Source organism: Cryobacterium sp. Hh11, from assembly GCF_004404045.1.
Classification (GTDB): Bacteria; Actinomycetota; Actinomycetes; order Actinomycetales; family Microbacteriaceae; genus Cryobacterium; species Cryobacterium levicorallinum.
In genome coordinates this window covers 167,551-189,645 of the sequence record NZ_SOHF01000011.1, presented here as the reverse complement: position 1 = coordinate 189,645, position 22,095 = coordinate 167,551, and the positions used below count along the sequence as shown (strand labels likewise).

Below are 22,095 nucleotides of genomic sequence, written 5' to 3'. Positions count from 1 at the left end.
TGAATCAGCTGCCGAGCACCTCGCGCAGTACCGGAACGAGACCCTCGAAGGCGATCGCCCGGTGGCTAACCTGGTTTTTCACGTGCCCCGAGAGTTCGGCGGCCGAGATGGCATAGCCCTCCGGCAGAAAGATCGGGTCGTACCCGAATCCATTCTCGCCGGCCGGTTCGAACAGAAGCTGCCCCGGCCATTCGCCGGTCACGGCACGTTCGGTGCCGTCGGGCAGTGCGAGGGCTGCCACGCAGGTGAAGTGCGCGTCGCGGTGCTGCTCGGGAACGTCGCTGAGTTGCCAGAGCAACAGGCGCAGATTCTCGCCAGCGTCTTTGGCCGGGCCAGACCAGCGCGCAGAAAAGATGCCGGGCGCTCCGCCGAGAATGTCGACACAGATACCGGAATCGTCGGCAATGGCCGGCAGCCCGGTGTGGGCCGCGGCAGCACGGGCCTTGATCAGGGCGTTCTCGGTGAAACTGACGCCGTCTTCGACCGGCTCGGGGCCGTCGTAGGCGAGCACCTCAACGCCCGGAAGCTGTGGGGCCAGGATGCGCCGCAGCTCTTCAACCTTGTGGGCGTTGTGCGTGGCGAGAACGATCTGCACGTGTCAGTTCCCCAGCGCGCTGGTCTGAAACTCGGTCAGGGTGACGGCGCCCTTCAGCGCCAGATCGAGCAGCGTGTCCAGTTCACTGCGGTCAAACGGTGCCGCCTCGGCGGTGCCCTGCACCTCGACGAATTTGCCCCGACCGGTCACGACCACGTTCATGTCGGTGTCGGCGCGCACGTCTTCGGTGTAGGCCAGATCGAGCATGGGGACACCGCCGATGATGCCAACTGACACGGCCGAGACGCTGTCGATGAGCGGCTGCGCCTTCTGCGAGATGAACTTCTTGCTGCGACCCCACTCGAGCGCGTCAGCGAGGGCAACGTAGGCGCCCGTGATGGCCGCGGTGCGGGTGCCGCCGTCGGCCTGCAGCACGTCACAGTCGAGCACCAGGGTGTTCTCGCCCAGCGCCTTCATATCGACGACAGCGCGCAGGCTGCGGCCGATCAAGCGGCTGATCTCGTGGGTGCGGCCGCCGATCTTGCCCTTGACCGATTCGCGGTCCATGCGGCTGTTGGTCGAGCGGGGCAGCATCGAGTATTCGGCAGTGACCCAGCCCTTGCCCTTGCCGCTCATCCAGCGCGGAACGCCGTTGGTGAACGATGCCGTGCAGAGCACCTTGGTGCGCCCGTAGGAGATCAGTGCCGACCCTTCGGCCTGGTCGCTCCAGCCGCGCTCGATCGTGATCGGGCGCAGTTCGTCGTTGGTGCGCCCGTCGGCGCGCAGGGTTTCGGTCACGGTGTACTCCTAGTGGTTCGGGTTCAAGACGGAAAAGGGTGGCGATGCGAGTGCGCTCAGATTGATCGCGCCGGTTTCGATCAGTTCGACCCGGTTGATTTCGGGGCCGATCAGGCGATGAGCGAGGGCCAGAAAATCCTCGGCGCTGTCACCGGTGGCCTCGTAGCGATAGGTCGGCGGACTCGTGCGGCCACGTTCGAGCCCCTGGCTGACCAGCACCCGGTAGACGTCGTTGGCGGTTTCGGTGTCGCTGGAGACCAGAGTCACGCCCTCCCCCATGACATATGAGATCGCGCCGCGCAGGAACGGATAGTGGGTACAGCCGAGCACCAGGGTGTCGACCTCGGCCGCGCGCAGCGGTGCGAGGTATTCCTCGGCGACGGCGAGCAGCTCGGCGCCGGTCGTGACACCGGCCTCGACGAACTCCACAAATCGGGGACAGGCCTGGCTGAACAGGGAGATTTGGGGCGCCGCAGCAAAGGCATCGTTGTAGGCGCGGGAGTTGACGGTGCCGACCGTTCCGATCACCCCGACCCGCTGGTTACGCGTGGTCACGACCGCACGCCGAACTGCGGGCTGGATGACTTCAATCACCGGAACGCTGTAGCGTTCGCGGGCATCGCGCAGCATGGCCGCCGACGCCGTGTTGCAGGCGATGACGAGCAGTTTCACGTCCTGGGCGACGAGGTCATCGAGCACGTCGAGTGCGAAACCGCGCACATCGGCGATCTTCTTCGAGCCGTAGGGCGAGTGCGCCGTATCGCCGATATAGAGGATGGATTCGTTCGGCAACTGGTCCTTGATCGCCCGGGCGACGGTCAGGCCGCCCACTCCGGAATCGAAAATACCAATCGGTGCATCCGTCACGAAGATCAAGCCTAGCCCGACCGAGCGGATAAGCTGTGCCGGGTGACCCCGTCCCCTACGTTCCCCGTTCCTGCAGATGGCGCCCCGGCTGCCCGCACGCCGGCACTGCACTCACCGGCACTGCACTCACCGGCACTGCGAACCGACCGCTACGAACTCACGATGGTCGACGCCGCAATCCAAAGCGGGACCGCCGATCGCGAGTGCATGTTCGAGGCCTTCGCCCGGCGCCTGCCGGCGGGCCGCCGCTATGGCATCGTCGCCGGCACCGGCCGACTGCTGGACCTGATTCGGCAGTTTCGCTTCGAAACCGAAGAACTGACCTGGCTGGAGCAGAACGGGGTCGTGCGCACGCCCACCCTGGACTATCTCGCCAATTACTCCTTCAGCGGCAACGTCTGGGGCTATCAGGAAGGGGAAGCCTACTTTCCCGGGTCGCCGCTTCTGCTGGTGGAAAGCACCTTCGCCGAGGGCGTCATTCTGGAGACACTCATTTTGAGCGTGCTCAACTACGACATCGCGGTCGCGAGCGCGGCCGCGCGCATGGTCTCGGTCAGCCTCGGCCGCCCGATCGCCGAAATGGGCTCACGCCGCACCAATGAGCATTCGGCGGTCGCTGCCGCCCGCGCCGCATTCATCGCCGGCTTCGCCTCGACCAGCAACCTCGAAGCCGGCCGCCAGTGGGGCCTGCCAACGATGGGCACCGCCGCGCACTCATTTATTTTGCTGCACGACAGCGAAGAAGAAGCATTCCAGGCGCAAGTGGATGCCTTCGGTGCGGCCACGACGCTGCTCGTGGACACCTACGACGTGCCCGCCGGCATCGCCCGGGCGGTCAAGGTCGCTGGCCCCGACCTCGGTTCAATCCGCATCGACTCCGGAGATCTACCCACCGTCGTGGCCGCCGCGCGCGCCCAGCTTGACGCGCTCGGCGCGGTCAACACGAAGATCACGGTCACGAGCGATCTCGACGAGTTCGCCATCGCTGCCCTGTCGGCCAGCCCGGTCGACGCCTTTGGCGTCGGTACCTCGGTGGTCACCGGTTCTGGCGAGCCGGCCGCCGGCCTGGTCTACAAGCTCGTCGCACACAAGGGTCACGGCGATGACTGGATTTCCGTTGCCAAGACCTCAACCGCGAAACTGTCCATCGGTGGACGCAAGAGCGCACTGCGCCGAGTGGATGGCGCCGGTATCGCGCAGGAAGAAATCGTCGTGCTCGACCATGGGCCCGCTGCCCAGTTCGATTCCCGCAGCGGACTGGAACGAACACTCCTCGTGCCCCTCATCGAAGGCGGCACCGTCGACGAACGTTACCTGGGATCTGCCGGGACGCTGCGCGCTCGCGCGCATAATGCATCCGTTATGCAGGAATTGCCGATTGAAGCGTTTCGGCTCGGGCGCGGTGAGGCTGTTATTCCGACCTCGTACCGATAGCTGCGGCCGGACTACCTGCTACTTGGCCTTCATCTTTTCGTAGATGGCCTTGCAGGTCGGGCAGACCGGAAACTTCTCCGGGTCGCGCCCCGGCAACCACTTCTTGCCGCACAGCGCCTTGACCGGCTTGCCGGAAATGGCCGACTCCATGATTTTGTCCTTGGGGACGTAGTGCGAAAACCGTTCGTGGTCGCCCGGTTCAAGCTGCTCCTGCTTGATGAGTTCTTCGAGCTCACGGTCGAGGGTGGACGTTCCGCCGCCGGGCTGGCCGGGTTCTGCAATGCTCGCGCGAAATTCAGTCATGGCACCAGTCTAAGCAATCTCGGGCCGGCTGGGCTGGCACGGGGTGATCAGGTAGGTGGTGATCAGGCGCGCTGCGCGGAGGCGAGCATCTCGGGTCCACGTCGTTCGAAGGTGCGCGAGCCGAGCCAGATTCCCACGATCACGGCGAGCAGGCCGAGCCCGATTCCAGCTCCCAGGCTACGCAGATGCCAGACCGGATCCGCGGTAATTCCCAGGTACGCGAACAGGAGCGCGGGCAGCGCGAGAACAATCGAGCCGGTGAAGGTCAACGATTGCACCAGAGCCGCTGCCGTGTCGGAGGCCTGCGGCTGCGCAAACGGGCTGTCGCCAGGTTTCGTGACCGGGTACGGAAACCTCGTCGAGGTGTAGCTCGAAAAACCCAGACCGGCCAGGAGGATGCAGGTGCTCACTCCCAGCATGGACGGCAGCACCGTCCAGTCTCCGTAGAACCAGATACTGATGGCCGACCCGATACCGATAACGGGGATGGCCATGACCAATGCGGGAACAAGCCGACCGATGCGGTCGGCTACCCCGCGCGTACCGGAGGCAACGTGCAGCCAGATGGCCGTGCTGTCGTAGGCGACGTCGTTGTGCATAGTCCAGCCGAGGAAGACGCACATGAGCGGCACCGGGACCAGGGCGAGGTAGTGCACGGGCACACCGGCGATAATGAGTGGCAGGACCGCGATAATCGGAACGATCGGGATCATGATGAGCGATACCCAGTAGCGCGAGTCACGGGCCCAGTAAGTGAAGGTGCGCGCGGCGATGGCGCCGACGGCGTTGTGCGGCATGCGGTCGAACCAGCCCAGCCCGGAATACTGCTTCGCTGCCGCTTCGCGACCGGGCGACACGAGCATACGCGCCACGACCAGCTGCCAGATCAACCACAGGGTGTAGACCGACGCTGCAGCGATGACGAGCTTGAGAATGGCCGGGCCCCAGGCACCGGTGGAGGCGTCCCCGGGCACTGCCCAGGCTGCACCGAGCGGCGTCCAGCCCAGAATTGAGGCGAGCGTGCCGAGCAAGGTACGGCCGTGCCGGGCCCAGTCCGTGCTGATCAGCACCACGACCACCGGGGAAATCATGACCAGCACGACGACTCCGATGAGGCCGGTGAATTCTCGCGAACGCCGGGTGGAGAGCAGAAACGCTGCGAGGGATGCGCTCACTCGCGACAACAGAATGCAGGTGGCCAAGATGAGCCCGGCTGAGACGAGCGCGAGCAGCGTCTGGCCCACGCCACGCGACCAGGTGAACACCGTGCCGAGCAGGACAATGCTCAGAGTGACGGCCGGAACACCGATGAGAGCCGACCCTGCCAGGCCCAGCGACAGGGAACGATTCGGAATGCCCAGGAAGGCGAACTTGCGTGGGTCCATGCTGTCGTCGATTCCGGCGACGATCGGGATGAGCAGAAAGCCCAGCACCACCACCGATCCGGCCACGATGAGCGAATCACGAATCAGAACCGGGTCACCGACGAATCGCAGGGAGATCAGGGCGACGAGAAGAGTGATGGCAACGCCGAGCCCGTAGAGCAGGCCGACGACCAGGCCGACGACCTGCCAGGGACTCCGGCGAAACAGGTTAGCGAGCAGCCGGAGTTTCAATCCGAAAAATTGTGCAACCATTCCATGCCCTCCGCCACCTTGCGCCCACCGGCGAGTTCAACGAACCGGTCTTCGAGCGTCTTCTGACCACGCACCTCGTCAACGGTGCCGGCCGCCAGGACCCGCCCCTGCACGATGATCGCGACGTGATCGCAGACCCGCTGAATCAGATCCATACCGTGGCTGGACAGCACGACGGTGCCGCCGGCAGCAACATACTTCTGCAGAATTTCGGTGACGTTGACCGCGGAAACCGGGTCGACCGACTCGAAGGGTTCATCGAGCACGAGTACGCGGGGGGAATGGATCATGGCACAGGCCAGGGCGATCTTCTTGGTCATGCCGGCGGAGTAGTCGGCGACCAGCCGGTTGAGTGCGTCCTCGAGGCCGAACGCCGCGGCCAAATCCGCCGACCGGGTACGCACAGTGTCGTTGTCGAGCCCGCGGAGCGTGCCGGCGTAATAAAGCAGCTGCGCCCCGGTCAGCCGATCGAACAGCCGAAGCCGATCGGGCAGCACCCCGATGACGCGCTTGGCGTCGTTGGGTCGCTTCCACACGTCGATTCCGTGCACGGTGACGGTTCCGGCTGCCGGCCGAAGCAGCCCGGTGATCATGGACAGGGTCGTGGTCTTGCCGGCACCGTTCGGTCCGACGATGCCATAGAACGACCCGGCACGAACAGTCAGGTTGAGGTCGGAAACCGCGATGGTCTGTCCGAAGCGTTTGATCAGGCCACGGGCCTCGATCACAATCGGGGCCGGCTTGGCCACGGATGCGGGCACGGACTTCGGTTGTGCCTTCAGGCTCGCCTTCGGTCCGGCCTTCGGGGCCGCCTTCGGGGCCGTCCTGGGTGCCGTTTTGGGCGCTGATTGGGGCGCCGTTTGAAGCTCGGCTGGAACCTCGGTCTGTGGCTCTAGCTCGACTGGAACCTCGGTCTGGGGATCCGGCGCGGGCGGGTCTGTGGGCGCAGCGGTGCGGAGCCGGTCCTGGAGCGCATCGCGCGTCGCATAGGGACGAGTCGTTTCGTCGGTCGCGCTGTTGGCGAGCGACGACGTCGTGGCCGCGGATGGTGCCGGAGCGGTCGTTGACGCGGGGACGGATGCCTTTCGAACCGCCGGCTTGCGCACGGTCGGTTTACGTGCAGCCGGCTTGCGTGCGATCGGCTTGGCCGTTGTGGCCGTTGTGTCCGTTGTGTCCGTTGTGTCGGAGGAGGTTGATGCGTTCGGTCCAGGCGCGGTCGATTTCTTAGCCGTGGCCGCAGCCGATGCCCCAGCGGCTGGCTTGCGTACAGCTGGTTTACGCACGGCAGGTTTACGCGCGGCAGGCTTACCTGCAGCCGGCTTCGGAACAGGAGGTTCCAGCGTGGCGGGTTTGACGAGAGCTGACTCAATTGCCGCCGGACCCGCGGAGTTGAGTTCCACGATCTTTCGTTCCACGGCGTTCGGCGCTTTCGATTCAGCGGAAGTGACAGTTACAGATTCGTCGTCAGGTTCGGAGTCGAGCGGCACAAAAGTCACTCAGCTAACCTACCAAGGACCACCGACCTGAGGGCGCGGAAGGCCGCTTGACAGCCATTTCAACCTGTGAGTACGCTCCATGCCGGGTCACGAAATGGACACGTGCTGCGACGTTTCTGCCCGCGGAACGACCCGACGGGTTATGGTGAGATTGACATAACGGTGTGTCTTTACGTGAACATGTGGGTGAATCCTAAGCAAACTCTTCGCAAGCGAGTGGGTTTTCAGGCGTAGCCCCAACCATTCTTGAGGAGATAATCGTGACGACACAGGCAGGTAAGACGCAGTCGGTCAAGACGCAGGTCGTTATTCTGGCCGCCGGCATGGGCAGCCGCCTCGGACGCTCGCTGCCGAAGCCGCTCACCGAACTTAACGATGGCCGCACCATCATGCAGCAGCAGTTCGACAACATCGCCCACGCCTTCGGCAAAGCCGCCAAGGTCACCATCGTCGTCGGCTACAAGCTCGAGCACATCATCGAAGCGTTCCCACAGGCATCCTTCGTTTACAACGAAGAATACGACCAGACCAACACGTCGAAAAGCCTGCTGCGTGCCCTGCAGGCGTCGAAGTCGGGCGGCGTGCTCTGGATGAACGGTGACGTCGTCTTCGACCCGGCCATTCTCGACCGCGCGGCCGCCATGATGGCCCGCGACCAGTCCTTCGTCACCGTGAACACCGACAAGGTGTCCGATGAAGAGGTCAAGTACACGACGAGCGCCGAGGGCTATATCAAGGAGCTGTCCAAGACTGTCAAGGGCGGACTCGGCGAAGCCGTCGGCATCAACTACGTGTCGAGTGCCGACAAGGCGACGCTGATCCGCCAGCTGAGCAAGGTAGCCGACCAGGACTACTTCGAGCGCGGCATTGAGCTTGCGATCGAGCAGAACCGCATGCTGGTGGAGCCGGTGAACATCTCCGACTTCTACGCCGTCGAGGTGGATTTCGCCGAAGACCTCGAGCGCGCGAACTTGTTCGTCTAACCGACACCACATGGCCCGACCGAACCCCCGCGCCTCGGCGTGGGGGTTTTCTGGTGCCTCAACATAGTTTGCGCGCCGCTGGCGTAGATTTGACGTAGGAAAATTCAGAGGATGGACAGACGTGGCGCACAATTCCATAACCGATGATCGGGATGTTCTGGCAGGAGAGACCGTGGTGCTCGTTGCCGAGGACGGAACGCCGATCGGCACGGCCGACAAGGCGCTCGTGCACGACCGTGATACCGCGCTGCACCTGGCATTCTCCTGCCACGTCTTCGATGAGAACGAGCGCATTTTGGTCACCCGCCGTGCGCTGACCAAGAAAGCCTGGCCCGGCGTGTGGACCAATTCTTTCTGCGGTCACCCGGCGCCCGGTGAGACTCTGGCGAATGCGGCGCTGCGCCGGGCCAGCCACGAACTCGGCATCGAACTGACCGAACTCACCCTCTCTTTACCTGATTTTCGCTACCGTGCGATCGATGCGTCCGGAATCGTGGAGAACGAAATCTGCCCGGTGTTCACGGCAGTGACCCAGACGCCCGTTGCGCCGCGAGCCGACGAGGTCATGGAATGGCGGTGGGTGCCTCTCGACGACCTCTTCCTGGCGGTGCGTGCCACGCCGTGGGCGTTCAGCCCGTGGCTGACTCTGCAGCTCCCGCTGCTCTTTCCGCAGGTCTAAATCGTTTCGGCACTCGCCAACAGCTCGGCCGAGCAACATCAATCGTTCAGAGCCTGGCCTCGTTTCTCGGGGAGCCCGAAGGTACCGAGCGCGGCGACCACGAAAAATGCCGCGAAAACAGTGAACAACAACCCGGTTCCGCCGGTCTCGCGCAGTATGGGAACGGCCAGTGGCGCCACGATAGCGGCGATTCGACCGCTGCCAGCCGCCCACCCAGCTCCAGTTGCCCGAATGCGAGTGGGATACACTTCCGGCGTCACGGCGTAGAGCGCGCCCCACGCGCCCAGATTGAAGAACGAGAGCAGCATACCGGCCGCGATCACCTGGCTGGCGTCGGTTGCGGTGCCAAACAGGGCAGCCGAAATAGCTGAGCCGATCAGGAACACAGCAAGGGTGCTGCGCCGCCCCCACCGTTCGATCAGATAGGCCGATGCGGCATAGCCAGGAAGCTGCGCCACCGTGATGATCAGCGTATAGCCGAAGGAATGTACCAGAGAGAAGCCGGAGGCGACCAGCAGGGTAGGCAACCAGATGAAAGCACCGTAATAAGAAAAGTTCACGCAGAACCAGACCAACCACAGGGCGGCGGTGCGGCCACGCAGCCCCGGCGACCACAAAGCGGCCAAGCCCCCCGTGCGAGCTCGTCGATCTGGCCTGTCACGATCGGACGGGTTCAATTCTGGGTGTGCCACCGCTACTCCGGCCGAGCGTTCGAATCGGCGAACGGTTGACTCTGCCTGCACAAATCTCCCCCGCGATTCGAGAAAACGAACCGATTCCGGAAGGCCCAGGCGCACGAACATGGCGTACAGTGCCGGTGCAGCGCCGACGGCCAGGGCCCAGCGCCATCCGTTTTCCGACGACGGCACCACGAGATATCCGATCACGGCCGCGATGGTCCAGCCAACTGCCCAGAACGATTCCAGCAGCACGATGATGCGACCGCGAATTCGTGGCGGCGCAAACTCGCTGACCAGCGTCGAAGCGACCGGAAGCTCGGCTCCGAGACCCAGCCCCACGAGGAATCTCCAGGCGATCAGCACGGCCACCGATCCGGACAGAGCGGATGCTCCCGTCGCCAGGCCGTAGACGAGGAGGGTCAGAGCAAAGACCTGGCGTCGTCCGATGCGATCGGCCAGGAGCCCACCGAGAACGGCGCCTACGGCCATGCCGACGAAACCTGCGGAAGCGATCCAGGACAATTCCACGTCGGTTGTGTTCCATTGCACCGCCAATTGGGCCAAAACGAACGAGATCAGTCCCACGTCCATGGCGTCCAACGCCCAGCCCAGGCCGGAGCCGACCAACAGGCGGCGATGCTCGCGCGTAAACGGCAGGGCGTCTAATCGCGCCGTACGCGTCCATCGTGCCGGGACGTTCGCGGGCACTGCTCGATTCACATTTGCCGGAACTTCGGCCACAGGGTTTCCACTTCGCTTGGACCAGCACAATCAACAAATACTTTACGCGCGTGACGGCGGAACCTATTCAGCGTGCGTCAGTACATTCCGAGCTGGAGCTTTGCCGCCGGCGACATCCGGTCCTGGCCCCACGGTGGATCCCAGACCAGTTCAATATCGATTTCGCTGACGCCGGAGACCGATTTGATCGCGGTTCGGGCATCCTCTTTAAGCACATCGCCCATGCCGCAGCCCGGAGCGGTCATGGACATTTTCACCTCGACCCGGTGGGTGCCATCGGGCAACAACTCGTCTTGGCACAGGTAAATCAGCCCCAGGTCGACGACATTGATCGGTATTTCCGGGTCGAACACGTTCTTGAGCGCGTCCAGTACGTGATCCAGCTCGAACGGGCCTTCCTTCACCATCATGGATCCGACGCTGGAGGTGGCGGGCTGGCTCAGGCCCAGCGCTGCGGAATCCTCAGCGCCTATGCGCACGAGGTAACCCATCGCGGTCTGCACGGTCACGCTGTCGCCCAGGGTCTGCGTCACGACCACCTGCTCGCCGGCCTGCAACAACATGGGCGATCCGCCCGGAATCACGGTTGCCTGACAGTTCTGACTGAGTTCCACTATCTGGTAACCGCTGGAGCCCATGATCAGTCTTCCTTCGTTTCCAGCGCGTTGCGCAGCGCCTGCCAGGCCAGGGAGGCACACTTGACCCGCGCCGGATATTCCCAGACACCGGAGAGCACGGCAAGCTTGCCTACCTCGGCCAGGGAATCGTCGCCGGAGGGTTCGGTCGTGAGCATGGCGTGGACGCGATCGAACAGCTCCAAAGCCTCATCTTCGTGCAGCCCCTTGACGGCCATGGTCAGCAGTGAGGCGGATGCTTGCGAGATGGTACATCCGTCGCCCAGAAAGGCCACGTCGGCAAGGACACCATCGCTGATCTGAACGGAGAGCACCACCTGGTCGCCGCAAATCGGATTGACCGCCTCGACCGTGCGGGTCGCGCGCTCGATCGTGCAAAAGTTGCGTGGTCGGCGCCCGTGGTCGATGATCATGTCCTGGTAGAGACCCCTAATACCCGCACTGACCGAAGAGCCCGCTGGCTCGCCCGGGCGTTCCGCCCGTGCCCGCCTCTGACCGGGGCTCGTCGTCACGGCGCGAACGGGCGTCACGATGCAACCAGATGGGCGTCATTTCCGAACCGACCGGCGACCACGCGTTCCAGCTGTGCCCGCAAGGGCAACAAGTCGATCCGGTCGACCATCTCGTGCACAAACGCGTAGATGAGCAGGCCCCGGGCTTCCTCGAGTGGGATAGCCCGCGCCCGCAAGTACATCAAGGCCTCGTCGTCCATCTGACCGACGGCGGCACCGTGTGTGCATTTCACGTCGTCGGTGTAAATCTCCAGTCGGGGACGAGTGTCGACCTCGGCCCGGTCGGAGAGCAGCAAATTCTTGTTCTTCTGGTTCGCATCCGTTCCGTCTGCACCGTGCCGCACCATGATATGACCGTTGAATACCCCGTGGGAACGCCCATCCAACACCCCCTTGTAGAGCTGGTGACTGGTGCAGTCGGTCGCTGCGTGGTCGACGAAGATCGTGTTGTCGTGGAGTTGATCGCCCCGCGGCAGGTAGATACCGTCGAGGCTGACCTCGGCCCCGACGCCGTCCAGCACAACGCGCACCTCGTGCCGGGCGATGGCGCCGCCCAGCATGATCGAGCGGGAGGAGAATCGGCTACCGCGCCCTTGCCGCACGGAGAGCAGCGCCACGTGGAAGGCCGTCACCGGCTCGTTCTGAACCTTGTAGTGCTCGATCTGCGCGTCCTCGGCCAGGACGACTTCGGTGACAGCGTTGGTGCAATACACGTCGGCCTCGATCCCGGCGTAGGTCTCGACGATCGTTGCTCGCGAGCCGGGGTCGGCGATCAGCACCGATCTGGGGCTGGAGATCAGTGGCACTCCGCCCGCGTCAGAAAAGAACACGAGTTGGATCGGTTCGTCCACGATGGCGCCGGCCGTGAGGTGTATGAATGCGCCGTCTTCGGCGAGCGCATCGTTGAATGCGGCGAAGGCGTGGCGCGCCCCAGGCGTGTGGGCGAAGAAGGGTTCGAGGCGGTCAGGCCCGGCTGCCAGCACGGCGGCCAGGGTAGTGACTACGGCACCGGCTGGCAGCCCGGTCAGTCGGGAGAATTGCGCCGAATAGTGGCCGTTAATGAAGACCAGGCGTAGTCCACCGAGATCGACCGCTGCAGCGTCGATCAGTTCTGCCGTGACCCGACCGCCGGAGGCGACGGTAGCGGCAGCGAACGGCACGGCCAGGAGGGGGGCCAACCCGGTGTACTTCCAATCCTCGTTCTTGTGGGTCGGGAAGCCGTGTTCGCCCACCCAGTGCAGGGCGTCCACCCGCGCGTCATTGAGCCAGGCAGGGTCGCGCGTTCCGAGCCGAGGTTCGAAACCGGCGAGCACCCCGCCGGCCGCCCGCTGCAGGGTCACCGGGACACCCCGACCGGGGTCGAACGCCCAGAATCCACCGGCTGCGTGTCCGTGTAGCCATGCGCTTCGAGCTCCAGCGCCAGGTCTTTGCCGCCGGAACGCACGATGCGGCCGGCGGTCATGACGTGCACTTGATCGGGAATGATGTAGTCGAGCAGCCTCTGGTGATGCGTGATGACGAGCATACTCCGGCCTTCGCTCCGCAGAGCGTTCACCCCGCTGGCGACAACCCGCAGCGCATCGATGTCCAGACCGGAATCCGTCTCATCCAGGATGGCGAGCTTGGGTTCGAGGATCGCCATCTGCAAGATTTCGTTTCGTTTCTTCTCGCCGCCGGAGAAGCCCTCATTCACCGAGCGGTTCATGAACGTCTGGTCCATCTCAACCAGTTTCATTTTCTCCTGGGCCAGCTCAAGAAAATCCACCGGATCAAGTTCGTCCTGCCCGCGCTGACGACGGAGGGAGTTCAGTGCGGTGCGCATGAAGTACATGTTGCCGACGCCCGGGATCTCAACCGGATGCTGGAAGGCCAGGAATACGCCAGCGGCAGCGCGGTCCTCTGGTGACAGAGCCAGTAGGTCCTGCCCCTCATAGCTGACGCTGCCCGAGATCTGGTAACCGTCTCGACCGATCAGCACACTGGCCAGGGTGCTTTTCCCCGACCCGTTGGGACCCATGATCGCGTGAACCTCGCCCGGTTTGAGCTGCAGGTTCACTCCTCGCAGAATTTCTTTGTCCTCGATACTGGCGTGCAATTCTTCGATTTTCAGCATTATCCAACGCTTCCTTCCAGGCTTACGGTTAACAGTTTTTGCGCCTCGACGGCGAACTCCATCGGCAGCATCTTGAACACTTCCCGGCAGAAACCGTTCACGATCATCGACACCGCTTCTTCTTCGGGGATGCCGCGCTGGCGGCAATACAGGAGTTGTTCCTCGCCGATTTTGGAGGTGGAGGCCTCGTGTTCGACCTGTCCGGTTTTGTTCTTCACCTCGATGTAGGGCAGGGTGTGTGCGCCGCTGTCCTTGCCGATCAACAATGAATCGCACTGCGTGAAGTTGCGCGCACCGACTGCCGAATGTCGCATATTCACCAGCCCCCGGTAGGTGTTCTGGCCGTGTCCGGCCGAAATCGCTTTGGAGATGATGGTGCTCTTGGTGTTCTTACCGATGTGCACCATCTTGCTGCCGGTGTCGGCTTGCTGATGCCGGGCCGTCAGCGCCACTGAGTAGAACTCTCCGACCGAGTTGTCACCCTTCAAGACGACGCCGGGGTACTTCCAGGTGATCGCCGAACCGGTCTCGACCTGAGTCCAGGAAATTCGGGAATTGCGCCCGGCGGCCATGCCTCGTTTGGTGACGAAGTTGTAGACACCGCCGTTTCCGTCAGCGTCCCCCGGGTACCAGTTCTGCACGGTCGAATACTTGATCTGAGCGTCATCGAGGGCCACCAGCTCGACCACGGCGGCGTGCAGTTGGTTCGTGTCCCGCACCGGCGCGGTGCACCCCTCGAGGTAGCTCACGTAGGCGCCCTCCTCGGCAATGATCAGGGTGCGTTCAAACTGACCGGTATCCGCAGCATTGATCCGGAAGTAGGTGGAGAGTTCCATCGGGCAATGCACGCCCTTGGGGATGTAGCAGAACGAGCCGTCGGTAAACACTGCAGCGTTCAGGGACGCGAAGAAGTTGTCGTTGTACGGGACCACCGTGCCGAGGTATTTCCGCACCAGGTCGGGATGATCTTGCACGGCCTCAGAGAAGGAGCAGAAAATGACACCGACCTCGGCCAGCTTGTCCTTGAACGTGGTCGCAACCGAGACCGAATCGACAATGGCATCGACCGCTACTCCGCTGAGTCGTTCTTGCTCCCCCAGAGAAATGCCGAGCTTGTCGAACATCTCCCGCAACTCCGGATCGACTTCGTCGAGGCTCGCCAGGTTCTTTTTCGGCTTCGGGGCGGCGTAGTAAATAATGTCCTGATAGTCGACCGGTCCGTAGGAGACATGCTGCCAGGTGGGTGCCGTCAACGTGATCCAATGCCGGTAGGCACGCAGACGCGAATCCAATAACCATTCCGGCTCGTTCTTCTTGCTCGAAATCAGCCTGATGATGTCTTCGTCCAGGCCTCGGGGTGCCACATCGGTGTCCAGATCGGTGACGAACCCGTACTTGTAATCTTGATTCGCTAATTCACGGACCTCGTCCGAGATACCGGGCGTTATTGTCGGTGCACTCATCTTCGTCTCCAGTTGTTGTGTGATACTTCCGGGCACGTTCGATCGAGCCATGCCTGTCGCTCAGTCAGTGGCTGTCGATCAGTCAGTGGCTGTCGATCAGTCAGTGGCTGTCGATCAATGCCCCTGTGGGGGCAGGGCCGCCACCAGCGGATGATCCTTGGCGTATGGACCGACCTTGGCCGCTCCGCCAGGGGAACCGATATCGTCGAAAAACTCTACGTTTGCCTTGTAGTAGTCGGCCCACTCTTCCGGTACGTCGTCTTCGTAGAAGATCGCTTCCACCGGGCAGACTGGCTCGCAGGCACCGCAGTCGATGCACTCGTCGGGGTGGATGTAGAGTGCCCGGTCACCCTCATAAATGCAATCGACCGGGCATTCATCAATACAAGCCCGGTCCTTGACGTCGACGCACGGCAAGGCAATGACGTAGGTCACAGTGCGGTCGGCTTGGTCTGGATGACTTCCAGCGGAATGAAGGTGGTGCACACGTGCTCACCGTCGACTAACCGAGATTGTCGTTCAACGGGCACTCCGAGCAGTCGCGAGAAGACATCGGCCTCGACGTCGCAGAACACCGGAAACTCCGCCGCGACGTGCAGTACCGGGCAATGCCCCTGGCACAGGTGCACGCCGGCGATTGGCGTCTTCGCTTCAACCGGCCGGATCGATGCGGAGAAGCCATCAGAACTCAGTGCCGAGGCGAGCGCCTCAGCGCGGGAACGAACATCTCCGCCGGTCGAGGGCAGCTGGGTGGCATACCGTCGTTCCAGCTGTGCGCCACGTTCGCGCGCGAATTCGGCCACGGCATCCGGCCCGGCCCGTTCTGCGAGAAAGCGCAACGCCGAGGTGGCCACATCGTCATAGGCGGTGCGCATTCCGGCATGACCGGCCGCGGAGAGCACGTACGCGCGGGCCGGCCGACCACGGCCGCCGGCCGTCGCGGGCTCGCGCTCCTCGACAGCACCCTCTTCGGCAAGCTGGTCCAGGTGGCGCCGCACGGCCGCCGGCGTCAACTGCAACCGCGAGGCGAGTTCGGCAGCGGTCAGCGGGCCGTCTTCGGCGAGCAGCTCCCGCACTCGGTCCCAGGTGCGGGTTTCCAGAACGTTCGGCCCGGGGCTTGACCCGTCGGCGTCCACGGATCCACGGCGGTGATTTATTAACATTACATAAGCATGTCTTAATTCAGCTTCGACAGCAACGGTAATGCGTCAAACAGTTATCGAATCTCGGTGAGATAGGTGATGTAGCCGGCCTGGTGCAGAGCGGTACGGATCGGTTCGGCGCCAGCGGGCCCGGCCAGGGCGATAATTGCGCCACCGCCGCCCCCGCCGGTGAGCTTGGCACCGAGCGCACCGGCCCGGCGCGCGATGGCGACCATCTGCTCGAGCTCAGGGCTCGACACCTGCAGGGCATTGAGCAGGCCCTGGTTGATGTTCATGAGCTCGCCCAGTTCGGCCGTGTCGCCCCGGCGCAGGGCGTCGGCCCCCTCCCCCACCAGGGAGTCGATCTGATCGAAGATCGCATCGTAACGCGCGCGGTTGTGCAGCCACGCCGCGCGCACCGCGGCCACGGTGTGCGCGGTCAGGGCGTGCACACCGCTGAGACCGATCACGATCGGGATCGGATGCGGTGTGACAATGTCGCTTATTTCGTGACCGCTCGGGGCATCCGTTTTTTTAAACAGGATCGGCCGACCGAAGGTGGCAACGGTGTTGTCGATGCCCGAGGGTGTGCCGTGCACGATCTGTTCGCACTCAAAGGCCAGGCTCGACACCTGTTCGTCGCTGAGCTCGATCGAGAAGCACTCGGCGGTCGCTCGAATCAGTGCGACGGCGAACGCGGCCGACGCTCCCAGGCCGCTCGCGCGCGGAAGCTTGGAAAACACGTCGACCCGCACGCCGGATTCGGGCAGCCCGAGACGCGCCGCGATCAACGCGGCGACCTGATGTGAGACGTCGGGGCTGATCGTTTCCTGCGTCGAACCATCAACGTTCCAGTCGGTGATGACCGGCGCCTGCCCCGGTTCGCCGCGAACGACCTCGGCTCGCACGGTGAGGCCGATCGGCGCGGCAATAGCGCGGCGGCCGTAGACCACGGAGTGCTCGCCGAGCAGGATGATTTTTCCGTAGCCGACCTGCGAGCGGGCACCGAGCGGCGCACGCGTCGGCATTGCTGCGGCCGGCATTGCTGCAGCCGGCATCGCTGCAGCCGGCATCGCTGCAGCCGGCATCGCTGCGGTCGGGGGCACTGCGGCCTGGGGCGCTGCAGCCCGGGGCACTGCGGTCGGGGGTGCGCGGACCGGCGACGGCCGGGCTTCGAGTTCGGCCAGAATCTGCCGCGCCTTCCACACCTTGATCTCGCCGCCGACGAGGAGTCGCTCGACGACCTCATCGAACCGCGCCGGGCCGGTACCGGCGGCCACCGCGACCGCTCGGGCGTGCAGGCGCATGTGGCCGTGTTGGATCCCCGTGGTCGAGAGTGCTTTGAGCGCAGCCAGGTTCTGGGCCAGCCCGACGGCCGCCATTACCTCGGCCAGTTCGCGCGCCGAGGCGACATCCAAAATTGTATGGGCGATGCGCACGGCCGGGTTCGATTCCACCTGACCGCCGACCGTGCCGACCTTCAGCGGCATGGTCAGTTCGCCGACCAGGTCGCCGGCGTCGTTGGTACTCCAGGTCGACAACGGTGCATAACGTGGCCCGCGGGCGGCGTACGCGTGGGCGGCGGCCTCGATGGCGCGCCAGTCGTTGCCGGTGGCGATCGCGACGGCGTCGATGCCGTTCATGATGCCCTTGTTATGGGTGGTGGCCCGATAGGGGTCCATGGCGGCGAATTCGCTGGCCAGAATGATCCCGTCGCGCACCCGGTCGCCGGGATAGTCCACGGTTGCCAGCAGGGCTTCCGGGATGACCGCCCGGGCACGCACGAGGGCGCGATCGGTCAGGTTTGAGAGGATGCGCAGGAACACCCGACCAGCGCTGATCTGCTCGATCAGGGGTGCGATGCTTTCGCACATGGAGTTGACCAGGTTCGCGCCCATCGCATCGCGGGTGTCGACGAGCAGATGTACCACCAGCAGCTCGCCGTTTTGCGCCGTCGCTCCGCGCAGGTGCACCTCGATACCGCGGGCGCCGCCGCCGCGGGCGACCATGTTCGCGTGGCCGCTGTTGGCCAGCTGCAGAATGTGCTCGGATTGCGCAAGCAGAGCCTGGCGAGCACGCGCCGGATCGGCAACGTCGACGATCTGCACCTGGCCGATCAGCAGCGGCTCGTCGGAGCTGCTGGCGAACCCACCCGCCTGGCGCACCAGAAGCGCGGTGGAACTGACCGCAGCCACGACGGACGGCTCCTCCACCACCATGGGAACCAGATAGTCCAGGCCGTTGATCTGAAAATTCAGTCCGAGCCCGAGTGGCATCGAAAATACGCCAATCACGTTTTCAGTGAGACGATCGGCGGTTTCGGCGTTCAGCAGGCCGGCACCGGGCTGCAGCATGGCGTAGTCAGCATCGTTCAACGTTCCGCGTTCGTGTAGCAACTCCAGTCGTTTCTGCACCGACATCCGATAGAACTTCGCGATGCGTGAGCCGCTCATGACCTTGTCCCCTCTGCGCCAAGGACCAGCGGTACAACGGATGCGCCGGCGTCGGTCAGTGCTGCCGCGAGCCGTTCGGCGGCCAAGCCGCTTGCGCTGAAGGCGAGTCCGACATCGCCGCCGCCAGCTCCGGAAGTCTTGAATACGCCACCAGCCCGCTGGGCCACGACGCGCAGCTCCCGGTGACGCGCGGTAACGATGCCGGCCTCGGCGTGGCTGTCGAGCCGGGCCAGCGCGGTGAAGTAGTCGTCGATCAGGCGCAGAAATTCGGCGCGGTCGGCGAGCGCTGATTGTGCCGTGTGCGCAAGCCGGGTCAGCCTCGCCACGTCCTGGGCGTGTTGCAGCGGATGCTCGGCACCAAAGTGGTTCACCCGACCGACCAGGTCGGTTGTTACCGACCCTTCACCGGTGACCACGGCCTGCATGGTGAGATCGGTGGGCCACTGCAGCGGCACCGGCGTCGCACCGACGGCATAGGAGAGCAGACCGCCGTAGACGCTTGCGGCGACATCTCCGCCGCTACCCGTGCCGTTTTGGGCGGCCCGATGGGCCGACTGGGCCAGCGTGAACAGCGCCGCGCGATCGAGGTACAGCCTCGAGGCCGCGGCCAGGGCGGCCGTGAGCGCGCTGGCCACCGCAGCGCTCGAGCCGAGCCCTAACTTGTGGCCATCGCGGGAGAGTTCCGCGCTGTCGATGCTGATCTCGAACGGGCCGCCGCCGGCTCGGGCTCGCACTGCCGCTCGCACCGAATCAAACAGGCGCAGGGTCGACCGGGTCTGGGCGTTGAGAGCGGCCGGTAGTTTCCCCTCATCGTCGAGGTCGAGGTGCTGGATACCAATGCTTTGGGCGTGCAGCCGCCAGGACCCGGCCGGTGCGACCGTGATGGTGACTCGGCGATCGACGGCCGCCAGCAGCGCCGGTGCGCCGTGCAAAACCGCGTATTCACCGAGCAGAAAAAGTTTTCCAGGGGCCGATGACGTTATCACTGTCACGTCAGTCCAGCCGGTAGGCGTCGGGGCCGAGCGCGCTCTGGCGCACCTCGAGCACGCCGCCCACGGTCGACAGTGCGGCGTGCACCCGGGACGCATCGGTCGGCAGGCAGAGCACCTTCACCTGCGGTCCGGCATCAATGGTGAAGTAGGCCGCAATGCCAGACGCGCGCAGGTCGTGAACGGCGTGCATCACGGCGACCGTCGCGGCGTTCCAATAGATCAACGCTGGCCGGGTGGTGAGCATCAGGGCGTGCAGCTTGAGGCAGTTGTACTCGGCGAGTTCGCCGACACGCACGAAGTCGAAAGCGGCGATCGCGGCCCGCATATCGGCGAGATCAGTCGGGGCCGTCGCCAGCCAGGCCGGGTAGAACGGCGAACTGACCGCGGTCGCGCCCATGCCGATGGTCGAATTGATCGGCTTCGCCCCGTGCTCGGTGATAGCGACCAAAATGGCGAGCGGCCAGTCCGCGCCGGGCAGCAGCTGCTCGGCGTAGGAGTCCAAACCGTCGGCGGCACTGCCGGCGTGCATCTCGGCGAAACCACCGAAAATGGAACGGGCGGCCGAACCGGAGCCATGCCTGGCCAGGATGGACAGCTCCCGCACGGTCGGCGTGAGCCCGGCTGCGCCGGTCGCGGCGACGGCGAGAGCGGCGAAACCGGACGCCGACGAGGCCAGCCCGGCTCCGGTCGGGAAATTATTCGCGGACTCCACGATCGCGCACAGGGTGGCACCTCGGGAATAACGCACCAGGTCGAGAACGCGACTGGCCTTGGTGGCGTCGTGCCGGCATCCATTGAGCCATAATTCATCGGTCGCGAGCCCGGCGCGAAAGGTCACTCGGGTGTCGGTGTAGAGGGCGTCGAGGGTGATCGAGATCGACCCGACCGCCGGGGTATTGAGAACGGCATCGTTCTTGCCCCAGTACTTGACCAGTGCAATATTGCTGTGTGCGCGGGCGCGGGCCGTAGCGCCGGCCTCAAGGGTCTGTGACACAGGACTGCTCCGATCGGTTCTGCCTCCATTTTAGCCGGGCCCCCCGACGTTATCCGTTCGAACCGGCCCGCGCCCCGACTCGCAGCTTGGCCGACTAAAATAACGTGACCGTCGCGGCCCCGCAATCACCTGAAAGTTAAGTGGACACAGTTGGCTCCTGGAATTAGTGGTTTCTCCCTGTATCTCCCGCCGTATCGCGTTCAGCTCGAATCGTGGTGCGAGTGGAATGACCAACCGTGGGAGAAATTCCGTTCGGTGGTCGGACGCAGTTTTCGCATGCGCGCACCCCGGCAGAGTGTCTATACCTTCGCGGCTACCGCGGTCTGGCGGCTGATTAGGGACTATGACATCGACCCGACCCAGGTCGGACTGCTCGCCCTCGGAACCGAATCAAGCACCGACAATTCGGCTGGTGCTGTCATCGTGAAGGGCATGGTCAATGAGGCCCTCGCCGCCGCCGGCCTGCCATTGTTGGCCAGAGACTGCGAAGTGCCTGAATTCAAGCAGGCCTGCCTCGGCGGCGTGTACGGCATGAAAGCTGCGCTGCGCTATCTGGCAACGGATGGCCGCGGTCGCCAGGCCATCGTCGTCTGCGCCGACATCGCCGAGTACGCGCGCGGTGGCAGCGGCGAGCCCACCCAGGGAGCAGGGGCCGTCGCCATGTTGCTGGAGAGCGACGCCCGGCTACTGGAGGTGGACCTCGCCGGGGCTGGCAGCGACTCCGACTACCGGGTGGCCGACTTTCGCAAGCCGTTTACACGTTTTCGCAATCAGCCCGACCGCGACGACGGCCAGCTGCAGGACCTGCCCATGTTCAACGGGCATTACTCCACCAGCTGCTACATCGATGCCACCCACCACGCGATGACGGCGATGCTCGACAAACGCCCCGGCCGAAATCTCGACTATTTTCACGACATCGACGCGGTGTTCATGCACCGCCCGTACCACCAGATGCCCACCACCGGGTGGGTCATGGCCTACCTGTTCGCTCTCGCGCACGATACTGACGGTCACGACGAGCTGCGCGCACTCGCCGCCGGAGCCGGCGTCGACGCCGATCGGCTGAGCGCTGAGCTGCTGGCTCCAAAACCATTCGGCATCATCGGTGCGCAGCTCGCCGAAAACACCGGCGATGCCTTTCCGCTGGCGCGCCGGGCGCGCAACCAGCTGCGCAAAACCCCGCTTTGGGACACCCTCGTTCGGGAAAAGCTCGGACTCGGCTCGGAAGCCATGCGCGACCTCGGTAATCTCTACACCGCTGCCCTGCCGGCCTGGCTCGCCGCTGGCCTGCACCAGGCCCTGACCGACGGCCTGGATCTGGCCGATCAGGACTGGCTGGCCCTCGGCTATGGCAGTGGCGACGCGGCGGAGGCCCTGCCGCTGCGGGTTGTGGCCGGGTGGCAAGACGCGGCGGCGCGAATCAATTTCGACCGTGCGCTGCTCGGAGCTGTCGATCTGAACGAAACGCAATATATCGACGTGCACGCGGGACGCCTGATCGACGTCACCGCGCCCGCCCACGACGAGTTCGTGGTCGATCATGTCGGAACATCGAACGGACCCGACTTCTTCGATGAGGGCGTCGAGTATTACCGATACGTGGTCGACAGCACCGAATAATCAGAACGGGGCCGG

At 64.2% G+C, this 22,095-nt stretch carries 21 protein-coding genes; 4 read left to right on the top strand and 17 right to left on the bottom strand.

Features of this window, described 5'->3' with window-relative positions; translation table 11 throughout:
* Nucleotides 1-4 precede the first annotated feature (4 nt).
* The 3 genes from rdgB to murI are packed head-to-tail and all read right to left on the bottom strand — an operon-like array spanning nucleotide 5 to nucleotide 2,200.
* Nucleotides 5-595: an RdgB/HAM1 family non-canonical purine NTP pyrophosphatase gene (gene rdgB / locus E3T46_RS04505; RefSeq protein ID WP_092449379.1), complete on the bottom strand. Its 591-nt coding sequence runs from the start codon at nucleotides 593-595 to the stop codon at nucleotides 5-7.
* Between the two features lie 3 nt (nucleotides 596-598).
* Complete coding sequence (rph, locus tag E3T46_RS04500; RefSeq protein WP_104132668.1) at nucleotides 599-1,333, bottom strand: ribonuclease PH; 735 nt, start codon at nucleotides 1,331-1,333, stop codon at nucleotides 599-601.
* 9 nt (nucleotides 1,334-1,342) lie between these two features.
* Nucleotides 1,343-2,200 carry a glutamate racemase gene (gene murI / locus E3T46_RS04495; RefSeq protein WP_104132669.1) on the bottom strand — a complete coding sequence of 286 codons (858 nt, stop codon included), beginning with the start codon at nucleotides 2,198-2,200 and terminating at the stop codon, nucleotides 1,343-1,345.
* 162 nt (nucleotides 2,201-2,362) lie between these two features.
* Between murI and E3T46_RS04490 the strand changes: the two genes are divergently transcribed.
* Nucleotides 2,363-3,634 (top strand): nicotinate phosphoribosyltransferase, encoded by a 1,272-nt coding sequence (locus E3T46_RS04490; protein WP_241977625.1) that lies wholly within the window; start codon nucleotides 2,363-2,365, stop codon nucleotides 3,632-3,634.
* Nucleotides 3,635-3,652: 18 nt separating this feature from the next.
* Here the strand turns inward: E3T46_RS04490 and E3T46_RS04485 are convergent, their stop codons facing one another.
* The 3 genes from E3T46_RS04485 to E3T46_RS04475 all read right to left on the bottom strand — a co-directional run bounded on the left by E3T46_RS04485 (nucleotide 3,653) and on the right by E3T46_RS04475 (nucleotide 6,335).
* Nucleotides 3,653-3,937, bottom strand: coding sequence for a DUF3039 domain-containing protein (locus E3T46_RS04485; RefSeq protein ID WP_092449385.1), 285 nt, complete (start codon nucleotides 3,935-3,937; stop codon nucleotides 3,653-3,655).
* A gap of 62 nt (nucleotides 3,938-3,999) precedes the next feature.
* Complete coding sequence (locus tag E3T46_RS04480; RefSeq protein ID WP_134577604.1) at nucleotides 4,000-5,574, bottom strand: hypothetical protein; 1,575 nt, start codon at nucleotides 5,572-5,574, stop codon at nucleotides 4,000-4,002.
* On the bottom strand, nucleotides 5,550-6,335 hold the full coding sequence (locus tag E3T46_RS04475; protein ID WP_241980465.1) for an ABC transporter ATP-binding protein: 786 nt from the start codon (nucleotides 6,333-6,335) through the stop codon (nucleotides 5,550-5,552). The genes E3T46_RS04480 and E3T46_RS04475 overlap by 25 nt, the downstream gene beginning before the upstream one ends.
* 995 nt (nucleotides 6,336-7,330) lie before the next feature.
* Here E3T46_RS04475 and E3T46_RS04470 point away from each other — a divergent pair.
* Both E3T46_RS04470 and idi read left to right on the top strand, forming a co-directional pair.
* On the top strand, nucleotides 7,331-8,053 hold the full coding sequence (locus E3T46_RS04470; protein ID WP_255454004.1) for a phosphocholine cytidylyltransferase family protein: 723 nt from the start codon (nucleotides 7,331-7,333) through the stop codon (nucleotides 8,051-8,053).
* A 121-nt stretch (nucleotides 8,054-8,174) separates the two neighbouring features.
* A complete protein-coding gene (gene idi, locus E3T46_RS04465) occupies nucleotides 8,175-8,732 on the top strand; it encodes an isopentenyl-diphosphate Delta-isomerase (RefSeq protein ID WP_241980449.1) in 558 nt (185 codons plus the stop codon).
* A gap of 38 nt (nucleotides 8,733-8,770) precedes the next feature.
* Here idi and E3T46_RS04460 read toward each other — a convergent pair whose 3' ends face one another.
* The 11 genes from E3T46_RS04460 to mvaD all read right to left on the bottom strand — a co-directional run bounded on the left by E3T46_RS04460 (nucleotide 8,771) and on the right by mvaD (nucleotide 20,457).
* Nucleotides 8,771-10,120, bottom strand: coding sequence for an MFS transporter (locus E3T46_RS04460; protein WP_241980448.1), 1,350 nt, complete (start codon nucleotides 10,118-10,120; stop codon nucleotides 8,771-8,773).
* Between the two features lie 110 nt (nucleotides 10,121-10,230).
* A complete protein-coding gene (locus tag E3T46_RS04455; RefSeq protein ID WP_134577603.1) occupies nucleotides 10,231-10,791 on the bottom strand; it encodes an iron-sulfur cluster assembly protein in 561 nt (186 codons plus the stop codon).
* Nucleotides 10,792-10,793: 2 nt separating this feature from the next.
* A complete protein-coding gene (gene sufU, locus E3T46_RS04450; RefSeq protein ID WP_277870922.1) occupies nucleotides 10,794-11,300 on the bottom strand; it encodes a Fe-S cluster assembly sulfur transfer protein SufU in 507 nt (168 codons plus the stop codon).
* A 14-nt stretch (nucleotides 11,301-11,314) separates the two neighbouring features.
* Nucleotides 11,315-12,640, bottom strand: coding sequence for a Fe-S cluster assembly protein SufD (gene sufD / locus E3T46_RS04445; RefSeq protein ID WP_198419105.1), 1,326 nt, complete (start codon nucleotides 12,638-12,640; stop codon nucleotides 11,315-11,317).
* Nucleotides 12,637-13,413, bottom strand: coding sequence for a Fe-S cluster assembly ATPase SufC (sufC, locus tag E3T46_RS04440; protein ID WP_134442681.1), 777 nt, complete (start codon nucleotides 13,411-13,413; stop codon nucleotides 12,637-12,639). The genes sufD and sufC overlap by 4 nt, the downstream gene beginning before the upstream one ends.
* Nucleotides 13,413-14,876, bottom strand: coding sequence for a Fe-S cluster assembly protein SufB (sufB, locus tag E3T46_RS04435; RefSeq protein WP_134577601.1), 1,464 nt, complete (start codon nucleotides 14,874-14,876; stop codon nucleotides 13,413-13,415). The genes sufC and sufB overlap by 1 nt, the downstream gene beginning before the upstream one ends.
* A gap of 114 nt (nucleotides 14,877-14,990) precedes the next feature.
* A complete protein-coding gene (fdxA, locus tag E3T46_RS04430) occupies nucleotides 14,991-15,311 on the bottom strand; it encodes a ferredoxin (RefSeq protein ID WP_134472981.1) in 321 nt (106 codons plus the stop codon).
* A complete protein-coding gene (locus E3T46_RS04425) occupies nucleotides 15,308-16,039 on the bottom strand; it encodes a helix-turn-helix domain-containing protein (protein WP_134577600.1) in 732 nt (243 codons plus the stop codon). Before E3T46_RS04425 ends, fdxA begins: the two co-directional genes overlap by 4 nt.
* A 53-nt stretch (nucleotides 16,040-16,092) precedes the next feature.
* Nucleotides 16,093-18,471, bottom strand: a complete 2,379-nt coding sequence (locus E3T46_RS18240) for a hydroxymethylglutaryl-CoA reductase, degradative (protein ID WP_198419103.1) — start codon at nucleotides 18,469-18,471, stop codon at nucleotides 16,093-16,095.
* The gene (locus E3T46_RS04410) at nucleotides 18,468-19,457 is read right to left on the bottom strand and encodes a hypothetical protein (protein ID WP_166790169.1); all 990 of its coding nucleotides are present in this window, start codon (nucleotides 19,455-19,457) and stop codon (nucleotides 18,468-18,470) included. Before E3T46_RS04410 ends, E3T46_RS18240 begins: the two co-directional genes overlap by 4 nt.
* Before the next feature lie 7 nt (nucleotides 19,458-19,464).
* A complete protein-coding gene (mvaD, locus tag E3T46_RS04405) occupies nucleotides 19,465-20,457 on the bottom strand; it encodes a diphosphomevalonate decarboxylase (protein ID WP_134577598.1) in 993 nt (330 codons plus the stop codon).
* A gap of 150 nt (nucleotides 20,458-20,607) precedes the next feature.
* On the opposite strand from mvaD, the gene E3T46_RS04400 reads away from it, so the two are divergent.
* Nucleotides 20,608-22,080 (top strand): hydroxymethylglutaryl-CoA synthase family protein, encoded by a 1,473-nt coding sequence (locus tag E3T46_RS04400; RefSeq protein ID WP_134577597.1) that lies wholly within the window; start codon nucleotides 20,608-20,610, stop codon nucleotides 22,078-22,080.
* Nucleotides 22,081-22,095 lie beyond the last annotated feature (15 nt).

Bases quoted from the DNA above. Each gene is read 5' to 3' on its own strand.
- E3T46_RS04490 (WP_241977625.1), top strand. From the start codon at position 2,363: ATGGTCGACGCCGCAATCCAAAGCGGGACCGCCGATCGCGAGTGCATG.
- E3T46_RS04485 (WP_092449385.1), bottom strand. From the start codon at position 3,937: ATGACTGAATTTCGCGCGAGCATTGCAGAACCCGGCCAGCCCGGCGGC.
- E3T46_RS04480 (WP_134577604.1), bottom strand. From the start codon at position 5,574: ATGGTTGCACAATTTTTCGGATTGAAACTCCGGCTGCTCGCTAACCTG.
- E3T46_RS04455 (WP_134577603.1), bottom strand. From the start codon at position 10,791: ATGGGCTCCAGCGGTTACCAGATAGTGGAACTCAGTCAGAACTGTCAG.
- sufC (WP_134442681.1), bottom strand. From the start codon at position 13,413: ATGCTGAAAATCGAAGAATTGCACGCCAGTATCGAGGACAAAGAAATT.
- sufB (WP_134577601.1), bottom strand. From the start codon at position 14,876: ATGAGTGCACCGACAATAACGCCCGGTATCTCGGACGAGGTCCGTGAA.
- E3T46_RS04425 (WP_134577600.1), bottom strand. From the start codon at position 16,039: ATGTTAATAAATCACCGCCGTGGATCCGTGGACGCCGACGGGTCAAGC.
- E3T46_RS18240 (WP_198419103.1), bottom strand. From the start codon at position 18,471: ATGAGCGGCTCACGCATCGCGAAGTTCTATCGGATGTCGGTGCAGAAA.